The following is a 14,141-nucleotide window of genomic DNA, read 5'->3' as shown; positions in this document are numbered from 1 at the left end:
TGCTGCAACTCACTGCCCTTGATGATGGAAGTTCTGCGATAGCAAGGTTGTCATATTCCTGAAACAGTCTGATGAGATGAACCCGCAGATTTTGCTGTCGGGTCGCGTCGGCGTTTTATTTCGATACAGATTTTTTTCGGCACGATTTTTCAGGGCCGCCTGGCCAATTTTCATAAGGAATTTTCATGGTTCAGCGCCCTTGCCGTCCCATATCCGTTTTTTATCCAAAATCTCCCCGCCGTCTGGCCATGCTTTTGTGTACGACGGCGCTGTTCTTGCCGGTTGCCACGGCACAGGCGCAGAGCGTATCGCCGGACGATTCACTGAAGATTTTGACGTATAATGTCGACTATATAAGCAGCGTATCTCCTGAGCAGGTCTTTCCCTTCTTCAAGTATGGCAATTTCGACATTATTGCCTTCCAGGAAACACATCCGGGCGGGCCCAGAGAGACATACGGATGGGAGCTGGCCGATTATCTGACGACAAAAGGTATCGGCATCTACCAGATTGAAGACCCCGACAAGCAAAACGTGCCGGGAAATCAAAGCATGATCAGCCGCCTCGATGGTGAATTTCTCAAGCGACCCGTCAACTACTGGCCAGGCAATGATTATTTTCTGGCGGATGCAACACAAAGCCGCCCGGAAACCGCCATTACATCCGTACATACCAATTACAACGATGGTTCGTATGAGAGTAGTCGCGATCGATATTCTCGTCTGTCTCGCGTAGAAGAAGCCAAAATCTTCAACGATTGGGCGGCATCGCGTGATTTACCGACCATTCTTGCCGGTGATTTCAACGCCGGCGATGTGTCGGAACGCGGGCTTCAGCCGGGTGAGACCTATCCCGCCGCAGGCAATATGCCAGTGACGCTCAACATATTGAAACACCAGTATCAATTGCTGCAAACGGAGAGCGAACGGGAGCTTTTTGAAGCGCATGATCTCGGCGATGGCCGCTACACCTGGCCTTCTGTACCCGACGATCGATCGAAGGATGAATGGCCGGCATGGCAGCGCGACAAGATCGACCATTTCCTCGTCTCCCGGCCCTTCGGCAAATGGTATGTCATCCAGGATGATCCGAATGACAAATATACCGGGATCATGGACGCTGTGGCGACCTATACGGATGCTGCGGGGGAAACAAAACCTATTTCTGACCATGCACTGGTCGCCCATACATTCCGCTGGGTAGGACCGGTCCTGCAAAAATACGATGCGGATACAACCAATCCCGAGCAATACAAGGTGCGGATGGTGTGGAACAGCAATGCTTCCACATTTGCTGGAAATGGAGGTGTTTTTCACCTTTCCCGCAACAATATACGAAATGATCTCTATCTCGGCCAGATAGCCGATATGTCCCTATCGGCCGATACCCAATACACAGTGCAGAAAAGTGACAATCCACTGGACAATGATGCCCTGTTCAATCGACTGGTCTCGCGCGTGCAAGCTTCCGGGCCGGCGCTGGCCAAGGCCAATCTTGACAAGCTCCAGTCCGAAAAAGGCGGACGCAATTCGAGCAATAGATGGCAGGCTGGGGGAAATAACAGATGACGAGACCGCAAGGCTCGAGGCGATTGCTTTCGAGGCTGCCGTCAAGGCGGCGGACGCTATATTGGCGCTGATACCGGCAGATGCTCTCTCTTCCGACGAGCTTGCTGCCGCCAGAGACAAATTGATAGCACTGAGGTCCGACCTGCTGACGCCCGGCAAACAGAAAGAAGCCTTCGACGGCCTTAAAGGTTTGAAGGACTCCATAGCACTGGCCGGGCTCAGTATTGTCGGAACACCACGACCCAGCGATCCAATACTTAGGGCCGAATGGGAGAAAACCCCTGGGGTGGTGCTTTATCGCAGCGTTAAGGCTGTGAAAAATGTGCCCATGGAAGACGCGGCCGCCTCAACAATAGTCCTGGATGCCAAAGCGCAAGCTGACCTCGACAAGGCGGCATTGACTGTCGATACGACGCAACGGCTGATACCCATCCTGCATGCGTCGGGAATGACCCTTCATCTGTCCGATATCCAGCTGGACAACGCACTCGGCCAGCCGATCCTCGCCAATCTCACCGACGAAGAAAAGAAAACCCTGCTCGATTGCGGCAGCAGCGACCCGCGCTTTGCCCAGGCGATCAAGGACTATTGCATCGACGATCACAGTTTCATCGGCGAGACGCTCGTGAGCGACAAAGGCACGGTGGTCGTGACCGAAGATGCGGCGCTCGGCGGTCCGCATGCCAAGCTGCGTCTCGATGACGGGACCTTGCGCGTTGCCGGGACCGGCATGGGCGAACTTGGCCGCGAACTTGTGATCGAGACAGGTGGCGGCGGTCTCGATATCGAGGACCCGGACAATACATTGTCGTTGAAAACCGGACTTTCCGGCACGGGACGTCTGAGCAAGCTTGGCCTTGGCCAGCTCTCCATCGATGGTGATTTTGCAAGCTTTGCCGGCAGTACCTCGGCCGACGCGGGCACTTTGCGCGTCGATGGCCGGCTCGGCGGGACGGTCGATGTCCAGGCGCTCTTGCAGGGCACCGGCTCAATTGGCGCGCTTGTCGCCAATAACGGCGGTATCGTTGCGCCCGGCAATTCCATCGGTAAGCTGACGGTTACCGGCGATGCGACGTTCACACCGGGCAGCCGTCTTGACATCGAAGTGGACGGCGGCAAGAGCGACGTCCTTGATGTCGGCGGCAAACTCAACCTTCTTGGCGGCACCGTCGTTGTGACGCCGGAAGAATCCGTCTCGCTACTTTCGCCCCTTCAGGTTCTGGCCTCGCTTGGACAAAGCTATCGCTTCATCACTGCTTCCGCCGGTATCAGCGGACGGTTTGACAGCGTCGAGCCCAGCTATCTCTTCATCGGCGCATCGCTTGGCTACGAGGCCAACGCCGTAAGCCTGACACTTGATCGCAACAGCCTCGCCTTCAATACGTTCGGGCGAACACCCAATGGGAAAGCAACACTGGACGGGCTGGAGTCGCAAATTTCGGGGCCGATTCATGACCGGATCGCCGTCGCACAGATCGGCGATGACATCGCCGCCATCGCCGCGCCGCTTGTCGACGACGTTCCGGCGACGCTGAATGGCGTGCTTGCCCAGGACGCCGGTTTTGTCAGCGGGGCCACAACCGGCCGGCTGCGCGCGGCCTTTGGCCGCGTCGCGGCGAAACCGCAGCCGGTCATTGGAGCGCAGGCTTTCGGACCCGACACATCCCGGGAAATTGCCGAAATACGTGCCAGAAATGGCGCACCCTTCACCGCGATCGCACCTGCGGCTTCAACCACCGCCTGGTGGGGAGAGGCCTATGGCAGTTGGAGCCATGCGGAAGCAAACGGCAATGCCTCCGGCTACGGCCGCAACATCGGAGGTATTGTTACGGGTCTTGACGGTGTCGTGGCCGATACATGGCGCATGGGCGTGCTTGCCGGTTATGGCGATACGACGCTCAACGGTCATGGCACAACCGCCTCGGTCGATAGTTACCAGATTGGACTTTATGGCGGAACCGAATGGGGAAAGCTCGGCCTGAGCCTCGGTACGGCGCTTGGCCAAAACGAAATCGACACCGGCCGCAGCGCTGTCTTCGAGGGCTTCGCCCGGCACCACAGCGCTACCTACGCGGCGCAAACCGCGCAGGTGTTCGGCGAGATCGGCTATGAACTCAATACCGCCCATGCCGATTTTGAACCCTTTGCCGGCGCGAGTTATGTGCACCTCAGGACCGGCCGCTTCCAGGAAGACGGGGAGATCAGCAATCTCACCGGCCTGACCGGCACGACCGATCTGATAACCACGACGCTCGGCTTGCGCGCCTCGCATGCCGTTGTCCTGTCAGAGGCAACCACGCTCACGGCGCGCGGCATGCTCGGCTGGAGCCACGCCTTGGGTGACCTGACACCGCAGCAGCGCCTTGCTTTTTCCGGCGGCCAAGCCTTTACAATTGAAGGTTTGCCTATTGCGGAAGACACAGCCATCGTCGAGGCGGGGTTTGACGTCGGCATTGGTCCCGCCACCACCCTCGGCCTAAGCTACACCGGTCAGTTCTCATCCCGGGCCAGCGACAATGCGGTGAAGGCGGATCTGACGGTGCGGTTCTAATTGCGGTAAGATCAAACCAACAGAACGGGTTTGCCCGGGCTGCCGGTCATATTTGCGTCACCGGAAACAGTTCCGATCGATCGCCGCGATAGTCCTCGATCTCGACAATCCACAGGTCGCGATCCCAGCGCTTCTGCTTTTCGAGATCATGGTTGATTTCCATTTCGGCGCTACCGGCTTTCAGCGGCGTGAACAGGCGCTCGTCCGGCTTGGTCTCGTCATAGACCATTTGCGGCGCGGGACCGAACAGATCGTAGCTACCGTCCGCATTGCGGAACTTGATGAAAATGGCTCCGGCTTCAGCAGCGCCCCTGTGGCTGAGCGCCGCGAACGCGCCGCTGCCATTAATGCGGCGCACCAGCGCAGAAACCCAGAATTCAGATGTCAGACGCATTGGAGCAAATCCTTGGTGGCAGAAATTCGGGTCGTGGTGAGCCGAAAATGGTGGTTTTCGAGCACCGGAGCGCAGTACATTTCGGTACGTGAGCACCAGAGCGCAGAAAAACGCCATTTGCAGGCCATCATGGCGCGAATTTAGTTCACCAACCCGATTTCCTGCATTTTCGCCAACAACTTTGCGTCGGGCTCGCCGGTGACCGGCAGGCGGAACAACTTCTGGAACTCGCTTACTGCATTCTTGGTGGACGTGCCTACCTTGCCGTCGATCTCGACCATGTCATTGCCAAAGGCCCTCAGCCCGGCCTGGATCCGCACGATTTCGGCCGGTGACAGACCACCCTGGGGCGCATTGGCTGCAGCGTTTTGCGCAGAGTTTGTCGAAATCTTCTGTACGGCAGCCTTCTCCTGGGTCTGTTCGGGTTTTTTCGCCGGTACAGCGATGCTGGCCGTCGTTTCGTCCGCGCTATCCACGGCGGGTTCTGCCTCGATGCCCATGTCGGCAGTCGCCTTGCGGTAGGCGTCGATTGCGGCGCGTGTGCCCTTGCCTGAAATGCCGTCGACGGTGCCTGAATAGAAGCCGAGCGCCAGCAGTTTCTGCTGGAGCTTGGCAACTTCCGGATCACCACCGGGCGCGAGGACGGGATCACCATTGATGGCGGCGGCGATGGGATCCGGGCTCTGCGGGATCGGAACCGATTTCACCTTGCGGATGGGGGCGTCCGCCTCCGGCTGGTTATTCGAAGAGTTTCCAAGCACACCGTTCTCAGGCTTGATGGGCTTGAATACGAGGTCCGGACGGGTGCGGAAGAACACACCATCATGCACGTGCGGCTGATACCAGAGGGCGTTGGCGGATATGAACCCCATCGTCACGAGAAACGCTGTTGTGCCGCCGGCGATCGCGGGATTGCTGGCGATCAACGCGCCTGTTGCCATGATGGCCACGGCGATCCGTCCCCTTTTGGGAGCACGGCGCTTAGGCCGATTTACGGGCTTCCCCATGGGAACCTCCCTTCATTTCGCTGGTCGCGTTGAATTCGACAATATTCGCGGGTTCTTCCTGAACGCACTCCGATGCCGGGCCATTCAGCGGGATGCGCACATCCACCACCGTGCCCTGCCCCGGAACGCTCTTTATCCTGAGATCGCCGTCATGCAGCCCAACGAGCCCCTTGACCGTGGCCAAGCCCAAACCCGTACCTTCGTGGCTTCGCGTGTAATCGTTTTGCACCTGGCGGAACGGTTGGCCGAGCGTCAGGAGATCGGCTTCGGCAATGCCAATACCCGTATCACTGACGGAGAAGGCCAGCATGTCATCTTCGATCAATGCGTCGATCGTTACAACGCCTCCGGCTTCGGTGAACTTGACGGCATTCGAGACGAGATTGATCAACACCTGATGGATCGCCCGGCTATCGGCAACGACATTGCCGATACGCGGGCTGACACGGTCGCACAGCGTCACACCTTTCTGCGCGGCCTGATGCGCCATCATGTCATGCACCATTGTCACGGCCTCCTTGAAGGCAAAGCTCTCCGCGACGATCGGATAGGTCCCTGCCTCGATTTTCGAGACGTCGAGGATTGCGTTGACCACAGAAAGGAGGTGGTTTCCCGAACGATGCACGAGTTCGACATATTCGCGCTGGCGCCCGTCCGGAAGCTTGCCGCAGATTTCCTGCAACAGGATATCGGAGAAGCCGATGATCGAATTGAGCGGTGTGCGCAATTCGTGGCTGACTGAAGCCAGGAACCTGCCCTTGGTGATTTCCGCCGTTTCCACTTCGCGCCGTGCAATTGCCAGTGCGTTGCGATCGGCCACCGCTTGCGAAATATCAGTCGCGACGACAACAAACCCCTCGCCCTGGCTGTGCGGCACTGCGCTCAGGCGATAACTGACGAAGCGCACGCTGTGGGCGTGTTTCAATGTTTCGCCCGGCGCAACACACCGCAGTTTCACTTCGACCACGGCACTCGGTGCGCCATTCTTCATGTCGGCCAGAAAGCCGAGAAATTGCACCCGGTCGGACACGTGTACGCGGTCGAGCAGGGGCGTGCCGATGAGAAGATTGCGAGCAATACCGAACTGATCCTGCGCCTTGGATGACAGCGAGCCGATCAATCCATTGGTTCCGAGGCTGAACACAACGCCCTCAACGGCGCTTTCGAGATCGGCCACGCGGTCATCGCGGCGCGCTGCCATGGCGCGGGCGGCAAGCGCGCTTGCGGTCCTTGTCACCAATGTCGCCAGATAACAGAACGAGGCCAGTAGTGTCAGCGGCGACAGCGCCACACTGCCATCCGCACGCAGTGACACGATGAGCAGCCCTGCCAGCACGACAGCGGCTATACGACCCGAAATGCGAAGCGACCTTTCCAGACCGGTAGACAAACCAGGCTTCGAGAGGAATGGCGGCGGCCATGATCCACAGCAACAGATTGGCCGGCGCCGCAGCAGCGCCGATCGACGCTATGGAGAGACCGTAAGCGCCAAGCGCGCTCATGCCGACCGCTGTGCTGTCTTTAGAGAGCGAAAGTGCACCGCAGAAAATCATCGGAAGGGCAAGGACGCCTACGACGAGGCTGATGATGCCCGCCAGTTCACCCAGCATGAAGTGGCTCGTAACCATTGCAACGACGAGCATGACCGGCATGGCAAGGATGGAGCCGGCCATGCGCGCATCGCGGTCGCGCTGGGCGGCGCCCGCTACGGATGGGTTTACCCAGCGCCTGCACAAACGCCCGAAGGACTCGGCAATTCTGGATCGTGTGACGGAATAGATCGGCACCAGTTTTTCCTGCTTTCCGCAAAATTCGGCAACTGCCAGATCGTTCGCGGTCATTTCCAGAATGTTATTTTGCAACATTCCTGTCGCCGTTAACTTTTGCAGACGAGGCTTTAAGGAAAGGATAAAACCGGGCTTGTCCAAGCCGCTCATATCGCGTTTCGAACGATTGTGACGGGCATGGTAAATGAAGGGTTTCCCCTTCGGCAGCGCTGTCCCGTGCGAATCGCCAAACACCGCTTTTCCCCTCGAAAATTCTTAATCCTTCGTTTCTATGATCGCTCAAATGCAGAAATGCGTTTCAACGGGTTTTTGCCGGATCTGTGTCAATGTCTCCTCATGAACCGCCTCTGCGTTGGCGGCAGTTGGAGCGGCAAGGGAACGGGTAATGTTTTTTCTGATCAAGTTTGCGATCAAGTTCTGCTTCTGGATGATGCTGATCTCCCTGTTCATCCCCGTGGATCTCGAAGCAAGATCCGCAGGGCGCCACCCAGCCTGGCCCCATCGAAGCCTTCTTCGCCGCGCGCGAGACAATCAGCGACCTCAGCGATTTCTGCACACGCAAGCCGCAGGCTTGCGAAACCGGCAAGGCCGCGCTTTCAAGCGCCGGCGTCCGCGCCGGCGAAGTTGCCAAGGTCGGCTATGACTATCTCGACACGCAACTCGGCAGGAGCCCCGGCAAGGCCGACGCAGCGGTGGCAGCGGCCCATGGCGGCATTCCTGCACAGAGCAATCAGATTGACGCCATCAAGGCAAAGCTGCGCGAAGTGGCTCTGCGCGAAATCCTGGAAGCTGCCGTCCGCCAGCGCGAACAGACGAATGTGGACGACAAGACCCAGACCGGCACCGTCGTGAAGAAGTAATCCCGTTCTTCGATTAAAACGGTGACGTTTGCCACTCTAATCACTATATATGCCATGAACAGGACATTTTGCATGGCACAGACAATTGACGACATTGTTGCTGATTTCGATTTTCTCGATGATTGGGAAGATCGCTATCGCTATGTCATTGACCTTGGACGCGACCTCAAGCCCTATCCGGAATCTGCACGCGATGCCGCCCACAAGGTCAGGGGTTGCGTCAGCCAGGTATGGTTGAAAAGCACGCTCAACGGCGATGCTGATCCGGTCATCGAATTCGTCGGCGATTCCGATGCGCATATCGTGCGCGGTCTCGTCGCCATCATGATGGTACTCTATTCTGGCAAAAGGGCTTCCCAGATCCTGGCGATCAACCCCGAAGCCATCCTCAAGACGCTCGGTCTCGACGAACACCTCACTCCGCAGCGGTCCAATGGTCTGCGCGCCATGATCGGCCGCATCCGCAACGAGGCACAGGCTGCGCTTGCCACTGCCGAAGTCACTCAGCACTAGAGCAAGTCGCGCCATCGGGAGAGCAGAACCGGCTCCAAGTAGACAAAACTTGCTCTAGCTTCCAATCTGCGGCCGGTAATCCTCCGTTCCCCAATGAATGATGCGGGCCTTTCGCCGCGCCGGCGGGGCCGGATTATAGTGCCGGTCAAGCGCCGCCAGGGCCGTTTTGAGGATAAGTTTGGCCGAGCGTACCGGCCATTGCCGTTCGCGCTCGATCGCCTCCAACCCTTTCAGGAAGCAGCAGACATCAACGAGAACGCCGGAGAGTTCCGGTCCAACCGCCTCCAGCGCCCGTTCAACCCGCTGACGTGCAGCCAGCGCGGCATTGGTGATCTCGAGCACACCATTGGCGCGCGTGCCGGATCCTGTCACGTCCCAGTCGACACCGATCGACGGCATCAGGTTGCCGAGCGTATAATCCGAGCGCAGCCGCTCTCCGGCCGTGAAAGCATCATCACTGATCAACTGTCTCCCGGATGCATCCTTGCGTCGACGCAGCATCGCCAATGGCGATTCCGCATTGTTGATGCATACCGGCGTTAAACCATTCTCATGGGCAATCGCGGTCGTGGAAATATGCCGATGCTGGGCGGCGTACGCATCGTCCGCGCATTCAAGGCGGCGCAAATGGGCCCGGCCGGCATCACTGATCACCAGGCTTTGATTGCGGAGGACGCCAAGGCCATCGCTTATTACGGATTTCACCGCAACGCGTTCAATGGAAATACTGCCGTAAGCCCCACTTTCGAGCATCAGTTTTTCGCGGTTCGCCTGTTCCGCAATCCTGACTGGCCCCTTGGCGAGAAACCGCAGCAGGCGCGTCATGGCCGGATTGGCTCCATTCCTTTGGGAAGCCGTCATCGGCGGGCCGTCCCATCACGTACGAAGGCAGTCCTGACAATATTTTCAATCGTCTGGATAATCCGGTCGAACTCCAGTTCTTCGCGCATATCCTCGATCAGATGGCAGGCATGATTGACCGTGCTCCGGTCGCGGCCGAACGCTCGTCCTACCTCGCTCATGGTCAGGGCCAGGGTGACATGGGCGATATACATGCCAATCTGCCGAACGCGCGCAACGGGACGTCCGCAGCGTGAATTTGAACGCAGGTCACGTCCGCTGACATTGAAGAACGTGGAAAGTATATCAACGACACCATCGCAGATCTGAAAAAGCCGCTCATCCATCGGCGCGTCCTCGTCTACGAGGACCGGTGCAGGCGCCTTGAACCTGCCCCGCCGCGGCCGAAGCGCGTCGATCATTGCCTGGGCTTCGGTTGCAGACCGGATAAGGCGGGGGAAATTCAAGGACATTCTTGCTCCACTTCCGTGATAGGAATATCTTCTTATAAATTCTCTATCAAGGTCGTGGATAAGTTTTCCGCCACTCACCATTTAAGGCGCTGTTATTTCATTGTAATTTGTCCTTCGGAAAAGATATATAGGACTTTTATCCTACATGCGTCGCCTTCAACCATACTGCCTCGATCCACGAGGAAGGAAATGGAACCATGTCGGCGATTGAATGGAATAAACAGAAAAGCGCATTTCTTGCGGCGAAGGATGAGGCACAGAACCAGGCAAGGCAGCGGATCGCGCTTCAATTCCTTTGCGGCGAAGATCTCGATGCCGTCCTTGCGCATGATGATGAGAGCAAATCACGCATATGCAGGCGCCTCAAACGCCTGATCGAACGCGAACGGCTCAAGGGTTTCAAGGGACACTGGAGCTACGATCTCAATCGCCACATCGGATTGAAGCAGGCACTTGAGAGCCTCAAAGCCTCGATATCGTCCTGACTGAGACCTCGACCAGCTGGACATAAGGGGAAGCAGACTGCTGAAACAAGCCGGCCGGGATCATCGAACCAGGCGTCGCGGCGCCATAGCGATGATCCCTTCGATCCCCCCGCCGCAAACGCAAAACGGCGCCTCCCGGCGCCGCTTCGTCGAATACAGAGAAGCCCTTACGAGACTTAAGCGGCCTTTTTGCGCTTGCGGCCAAGGCCCATATTCTTTGCCAGGCGCGAGCGGGCAGCGGCATAGTTCGGAGCAACCATCGGATAAGAAGGATCAAGATCCCACTTTTCACGATACTGTTCCGGAGTCAGGCTATAGTGTGTCATCAGATGGCGCTTCAATGACTTGAACTTTTTGCCATCTTCTAGGCAAACAATGTAATCGTCCGCAACAGACTTCTTCGGATTGATAGCTGGCTTGGGTTTTTCCTGTACCGCAACCACTGCTTCACCGCCGGCGCCGACACGGCCCAAGGCAGCATGAACATCAGCAATCAATCCTGGCAGATCACCGGCCGGTACCGAATTGTTGCTCACATAGGCAGCAACCAATTCCGCCGTGAGTTCCAACAGGACATCGCTGGCAGTTGTGTTTGAATTGTCGAACATGGTCATCTAAGTCCAATTCCTTCGTCTAATTTGAAATTTGGGTAGGTAGATTAAAATCACCAATATAAAGTCGAGAACACACGGAGTCTCCAACGCCTTTGGTAACATTCTATTCCGGAACATATTGAATTTGTCAAATCAATACTTCGTTCACGAAAGAAATATTTCAAATAGTCCGGCAAGCAGAGTTTAACCATGGACGACCGGGGGTAGACGCAAGAAAGCCAGAGCCCGACTGCACGTGCGAAAACTTGTGAGTGCGCAGATACCGATTTGCGCCATACCACTAAGACAAAAAATGGCAAAAATGAGGAACAATCCCTCGGCGCACAAGCATTCTATAATAACAGATATTGCGGCAAGTAGTGTTGAAACCTACATCAGTGTAAAAAAGGAGCCTGCAATGAGCACAAAAACATTCAAGGTCGTGAAATCAGATGCCGAGTGGCGGGAACTGCTAACGCCGGAGCAGTATCAAATCACCCGGAACCATGGAACCGAGCGCGCTTTCTCAAGCCCGAACTTCGATAGCAAGCTGCAAGGTCTTTATAAATGTGTCTGCTGCGACCGTCCGCTCTATCGGTCTGAAACCAAGTACGAGTCGGGCACGGGCTGGCCAAGCTTCTACGCTCCAGTCGAACCGGATGCAGTGAACGCAGTTGAAGATCGCTCCTATGGCATGCTCCGCACAGAAATCAAATGCGCCGATTGCGATGCGCATCTTGGTCATGTTTTCCCGGATGGCCCCCCTCCGACCGGCTTGCGTTATTGCATGAATGGCAACGCCTTGGTCTTTGATCGGGATTGACGGGGCGATAACTTTCCCTACACCTCTCTTTGCACACACATCAGATTGATTGCCGGGCGGATATTTCGTACCCACCGGCGCAATTATTGAAAGACTTTCCATGACCAGCACGTCGCGTTTTTCCAGCATCCCTGCTCCGCAGTCCGAGAAGAGACCTGTTTCCGATACCCGCCACGGCATAACCCGTGTTGATAATTATGGCTGGATGCGTGCAGAAAACTGGCAGGACGTTTTTCGCGATCCCTCCACGCTCGATCCGGCGATCCGCACGCACCTCGAAGCGGAAAATACCTATCAGTCGGAGCTCATGGCCGACACGAAACCTCTCCAGGAAAAGCTTTTCAGCGAGATGAAGGGACGCATCAAGGAGGATGATTCATCCGTGCCTGCCAAGGATGGCCCGTTTGCCTACGGTACATCCTACAAGACCGGCGGCCAGCAGCCGCGCTTCTTCCGTACGCCGCGTGACGGCGGGCCGGAGACCATGCTGCTCGATGGCGATCTTGAAGGTGACGGCAAGGCTTATTTCCGCCTTGCCTCCGCCGATCATTCCCCCGATCACAGCAAGATGATCTGGGGTTTCGATGACAAGGGTTCGGAGTTCTTCACGCTCAAGGTCCGTGATCTCGAAACATTGCAGGACACTGCTGAAACAGTTAGCGACACGTCCGGCGGCGGCGTCTGGAATGCCCAGTCGGACGGCTTTTACTATACGCGCGTCGATGCCAACCACCGGCCGTCCCGCCTGTTCTACCACCAGCTCGGCCGGCCCGAGAGCGAGGACCGGCTGATCCGCGAGGAAAAGGACCCGGGCTTCTTCCTCGGCGTCGGCGGCAGCACGCTGAACGATTTCATCTTCATCGATATGCACGACCACGAAACGTCCGAGATCTGGCTTCTCCCCGCAAACGATGCCACCGCCGAGCCGAAACTTGTGGCGGAACGGCAGACGGGCATCGAATACAGCCTGACCGAAGGCGGTGACGTCTTCTACATCCTCACCAATGCCGACGGCGCCAAGGATTTCAAGATCATGAGTGCGCCGGTCACAGCGCCAGAAAAGGCTAACTGGACCGAGGTCGTCGCCCACAAGCCCGGGCGGTTGCTGCTCGGACATTCGGCTTATATGAATCATCTGGTCTGGCTCGAGCGCGAGAACGGCCTGCCGCGCATTTTCATTCGCGACCGTCAGACCGGCGAAGAGCATTCCATTGCTTTCGATGAGGAGGCCTATGCGCTCGGTCTGCAGGGCAGCGCGGAATATGATACGGAAGTCATCCGCTTCTCCTATTCGTCGATGACCACCCCGACGCAGCTCTACGACTACAACATGCGCACGCGTGAACGCACGCTCCTGAAAACCCAGGAAGTTCCATCCGGCCACAATCCCGACGATTATGTAACGCGCCGCCTGCTCGCACCCGCTCCTGACGGCGAGATCGTGCCCATTTCCATCGTCTATCACCGCGATACGAAGATCGATGGTTCGGCGCCCTGCCTGCTCTATGGCTACGGCTCCTATGGCATTACCATCCCGGCAAGCTTCAACACCAATTGCCTGTCGCTGGCCGATCGCGGTTTCATCTACGCCATCGCGCACATTCGCGGCGGCAAGGACAAGGGCTATGACTGGTATGAGAACGGCAAGCGCCTGAAAAAGATGAACACGTTCACGGATTTCATCGCCGCGTCGCGCCATCTCGTCGAACAGGGCTTCAGCAGCCCTGATCGCATCGTTGCGCAGGGCGGTTCGGCCGGCGGCATGCTGATGGGTGCAATCGCCAATATGGCGCCTGAAAATTTTGGCGGCATTATCGCGGAAGTGCCCTTCGTCGATGTCATCAATACGATGCTCGACGACACGCTGCCGCTCACGCCTCCGGAATGGACCGAATGGGGCAATCCGATCACATCGGCGACCGATTATGCCTACATGACCTCCTATTCGCCCTACGACAATGTCGTCGCACAAAATTATCCGCCGATCCTTGCCGTCGCTGGCCTCACCGACCCGCGCGTGACCTATTGGGAACCGGCAAAATGGGTGGCAAAACTGCGCGAGCTCAAGACGGATGATAATCCCGTGCTCTTCCGCATCAATATGGATGCGGGCCACGCCGGCGCCTCCGGCCGTTTCTCGAGGCTGGAAGAAATCGCCTACGTCTATGCCTATGCGCTGAAACTGGTGGGAAAAACGCAAATGTGATCCACCGCGCCGAAACTTGCGCGGGTCTGGCTCCGTTCCTG

General features: G+C 57.2%; 14 protein-coding genes and 1 pseudogene. 8 read left to right on the top strand and 7 right to left on the bottom strand.

Features of this window, described 5'->3' with window-relative positions; all coding sequences use genetic code 11:
• Positions 1-185: 185 nt before the first annotated feature.
• Both N8E89_RS12665 and N8E89_RS12660 read left to right on the top strand, forming a co-directional pair.
• Entirely contained in the window at positions 186-1,568 is a 1,383-nt protein-coding gene (locus tag N8E89_RS12665) for an endonuclease/exonuclease/phosphatase family protein (protein WP_262260072.1), read from the top strand.
• Positions 1,495-4,119 (top strand): autotransporter outer membrane beta-barrel domain-containing protein, encoded by a 2,625-nt coding sequence (locus N8E89_RS12660; protein WP_262260071.1) that lies wholly within the window; start codon positions 1,495-1,497, stop codon positions 4,117-4,119. Before N8E89_RS12665 ends, N8E89_RS12660 begins: the two co-directional genes overlap by 74 nt.
• A 46-nt stretch (positions 4,120-4,165) precedes the next feature.
• On the opposite strand, the gene N8E89_RS12655 is transcribed toward N8E89_RS12660, so the two are convergent.
• From N8E89_RS12655 to N8E89_RS12640, 4 genes are all read right to left on the bottom strand, one after another.
• Positions 4,166-4,513 (bottom strand): DUF1491 family protein, encoded by a 348-nt coding sequence (locus N8E89_RS12655; RefSeq protein ID WP_106667208.1) that lies wholly within the window; start codon positions 4,511-4,513, stop codon positions 4,166-4,168.
• A 140-nt stretch (positions 4,514-4,653) separates the two neighbouring features.
• On the bottom strand, positions 4,654-5,520 hold the full coding sequence (locus tag N8E89_RS12650) for a peptidoglycan-binding domain-containing protein (RefSeq protein WP_146147876.1): 867 nt from the start codon (positions 5,518-5,520) through the stop codon (positions 4,654-4,656).
• Positions 5,495-6,757, bottom strand: a complete 1,263-nt coding sequence (locus tag N8E89_RS12645) for a sensor histidine kinase (RefSeq protein WP_262260070.1) — start codon at positions 6,755-6,757, stop codon at positions 5,495-5,497. Before N8E89_RS12645 ends, N8E89_RS12650 begins: the two co-directional genes overlap by 26 nt.
• Complete coding sequence (locus N8E89_RS12640) at positions 6,702-7,385, bottom strand: hypothetical protein (RefSeq protein ID WP_262260069.1); 684 nt, start codon at positions 7,383-7,385, stop codon at positions 6,702-6,704. The genes N8E89_RS12645 and N8E89_RS12640 overlap by 56 nt, the downstream gene beginning before the upstream one ends.
• A gap of 380 nt (positions 7,386-7,765) precedes the next feature.
• On the opposite strand from N8E89_RS12640, the pseudogene N8E89_RS29325 reads away from it, so the two are divergent.
• The 3 genes and pseudogenes from N8E89_RS29325 to N8E89_RS12630 form a co-directional block, all read left to right on the top strand.
• A pseudogene (locus N8E89_RS29325) lies at positions 7,766-7,915 on the top strand (DUF5330 domain-containing protein); the annotation flags it as partial.
• 84 nt (positions 7,916-7,999) lie between these two features.
• A complete protein-coding gene (locus N8E89_RS12635) occupies positions 8,000-8,167 on the top strand; it encodes a hypothetical protein (RefSeq protein ID WP_262260068.1) in 168 nt (55 codons plus the stop codon).
• Positions 8,168-8,239: 72 nt separating this feature from the next.
• Positions 8,240-8,680: a SufE family protein gene (locus tag N8E89_RS12630; protein ID WP_106667205.1), complete on the top strand. Its 441-nt coding sequence runs from the start codon at positions 8,240-8,242 to the stop codon at positions 8,678-8,680.
• A 54-nt stretch (positions 8,681-8,734) separates the two neighbouring features.
• On the opposite strand, the gene N8E89_RS12625 is transcribed toward N8E89_RS12630, so the two are convergent.
• Entirely contained in the window at positions 8,735-9,541 is an 807-nt protein-coding gene (locus N8E89_RS12625) for a DUF6456 domain-containing protein (RefSeq protein WP_106666514.1), read from the bottom strand.
• The gene (locus tag N8E89_RS12620; protein ID WP_245448964.1) at positions 9,538-9,993 is read right to left on the bottom strand and encodes a helix-turn-helix domain-containing protein; all 456 of its coding nucleotides are present in this window, start codon (positions 9,991-9,993) and stop codon (positions 9,538-9,540) included. The genes N8E89_RS12625 and N8E89_RS12620 overlap by 4 nt, the downstream gene beginning before the upstream one ends.
• Positions 9,994-10,190: 197 nt before the next feature.
• On the opposite strand from N8E89_RS12620, the gene N8E89_RS12615 reads away from it, so the two are divergent.
• Positions 10,191-10,478: a cytoplasmic protein gene (locus tag N8E89_RS12615; RefSeq protein ID WP_106666513.1), complete on the top strand. Its 288-nt coding sequence runs from the start codon at positions 10,191-10,193 to the stop codon at positions 10,476-10,478.
• Between the two features lie 176 nt (positions 10,479-10,654).
• On the opposite strand, the gene N8E89_RS12610 is transcribed toward N8E89_RS12615, so the two are convergent.
• Positions 10,655-11,086 carry a Ros/MucR family transcriptional regulator gene (locus tag N8E89_RS12610; protein WP_106666538.1) on the bottom strand — a complete coding sequence of 144 codons (432 nt, stop codon included), beginning with the start codon at positions 11,084-11,086 and terminating at the stop codon, positions 10,655-10,657.
• A 403-nt stretch (positions 11,087-11,489) separates the two neighbouring features.
• On the opposite strand from N8E89_RS12610, the gene msrB reads away from it, so the two are divergent.
• Together msrB and N8E89_RS12600 are read left to right on the top strand one after the other, a co-directional pair.
• Positions 11,490-11,894, top strand: a complete 405-nt coding sequence (gene msrB / locus N8E89_RS12605; RefSeq protein ID WP_106666512.1) for a peptide-methionine (R)-S-oxide reductase MsrB — start codon at positions 11,490-11,492, stop codon at positions 11,892-11,894.
• A gap of 100 nt (positions 11,895-11,994) precedes the next feature.
• A complete protein-coding gene (locus tag N8E89_RS12600; protein ID WP_106666511.1) occupies positions 11,995-14,100 on the top strand; it encodes a S9 family peptidase in 2,106 nt (701 codons plus the stop codon).
• The last annotated feature ends 41 nt before the right edge of the window (positions 14,101-14,141 follow it).

The organism is Phyllobacterium sp. A18/5-2, assembly GCF_025452215.1.
Classification (GTDB): Bacteria; Pseudomonadota; Alphaproteobacteria; order Rhizobiales; family Rhizobiaceae; genus Phyllobacterium; species Phyllobacterium sophorae.
The sequence above is the reverse complement of the archived record's forward strand: the minus strand, read 5'-3'. Positions and strand labels throughout refer to the sequence as shown.

Coding starts and splice junctions, on each gene's coding strand:
- N8E89_RS12665 (WP_262260072.1), top strand. CDS start 186: ATGGTTCAGCGCCCTTGCCGTCCCATATCCGTTTTTTATCCAAAATCT.
- N8E89_RS12655 (WP_106667208.1), bottom strand. CDS start 4,513: ATGCGTCTGACATCTGAATTCTGGGTTTCTGCGCTGGTGCGCCGCATT.
- N8E89_RS12650 (WP_146147876.1), bottom strand. CDS start 5,520: ATGGGGAAGCCCGTAAATCGGCCTAAGCGCCGTGCTCCCAAAAGGGGA.
- N8E89_RS12640 (WP_262260069.1), bottom strand. CDS start 7,385: ATGTTGCAAAATAACATTCTGGAAATGACCGCGAACGATCTGGCAGTT.
- N8E89_RS12630 (WP_106667205.1), top strand. CDS start 8,240: ATGGCACAGACAATTGACGACATTGTTGCTGATTTCGATTTTCTCGAT.
- N8E89_RS12625 (WP_106666514.1), bottom strand. CDS start 9,541: ATGACGGCTTCCCAAAGGAATGGAGCCAATCCGGCCATGACGCGCCTG.
- N8E89_RS12620 (WP_245448964.1), bottom strand. CDS start 9,993: ATGTCCTTGAATTTCCCCCGCCTTATCCGGTCTGCAACCGAAGCCCAG.
- N8E89_RS12615 (WP_106666513.1), top strand. CDS start 10,191: ATGTCGGCGATTGAATGGAATAAACAGAAAAGCGCATTTCTTGCGGCG.
- N8E89_RS12610 (WP_106666538.1), bottom strand. CDS start 11,086: ATGTTCGACAATTCAAACACAACTGCCAGCGATGTCCTGTTGGAACTC.
- msrB (WP_106666512.1), top strand. CDS start 11,490: ATGAGCACAAAAACATTCAAGGTCGTGAAATCAGATGCCGAGTGGCGG.
- N8E89_RS12600 (WP_106666511.1), top strand. CDS start 11,995: ATGACCAGCACGTCGCGTTTTTCCAGCATCCCTGCTCCGCAGTCCGAG.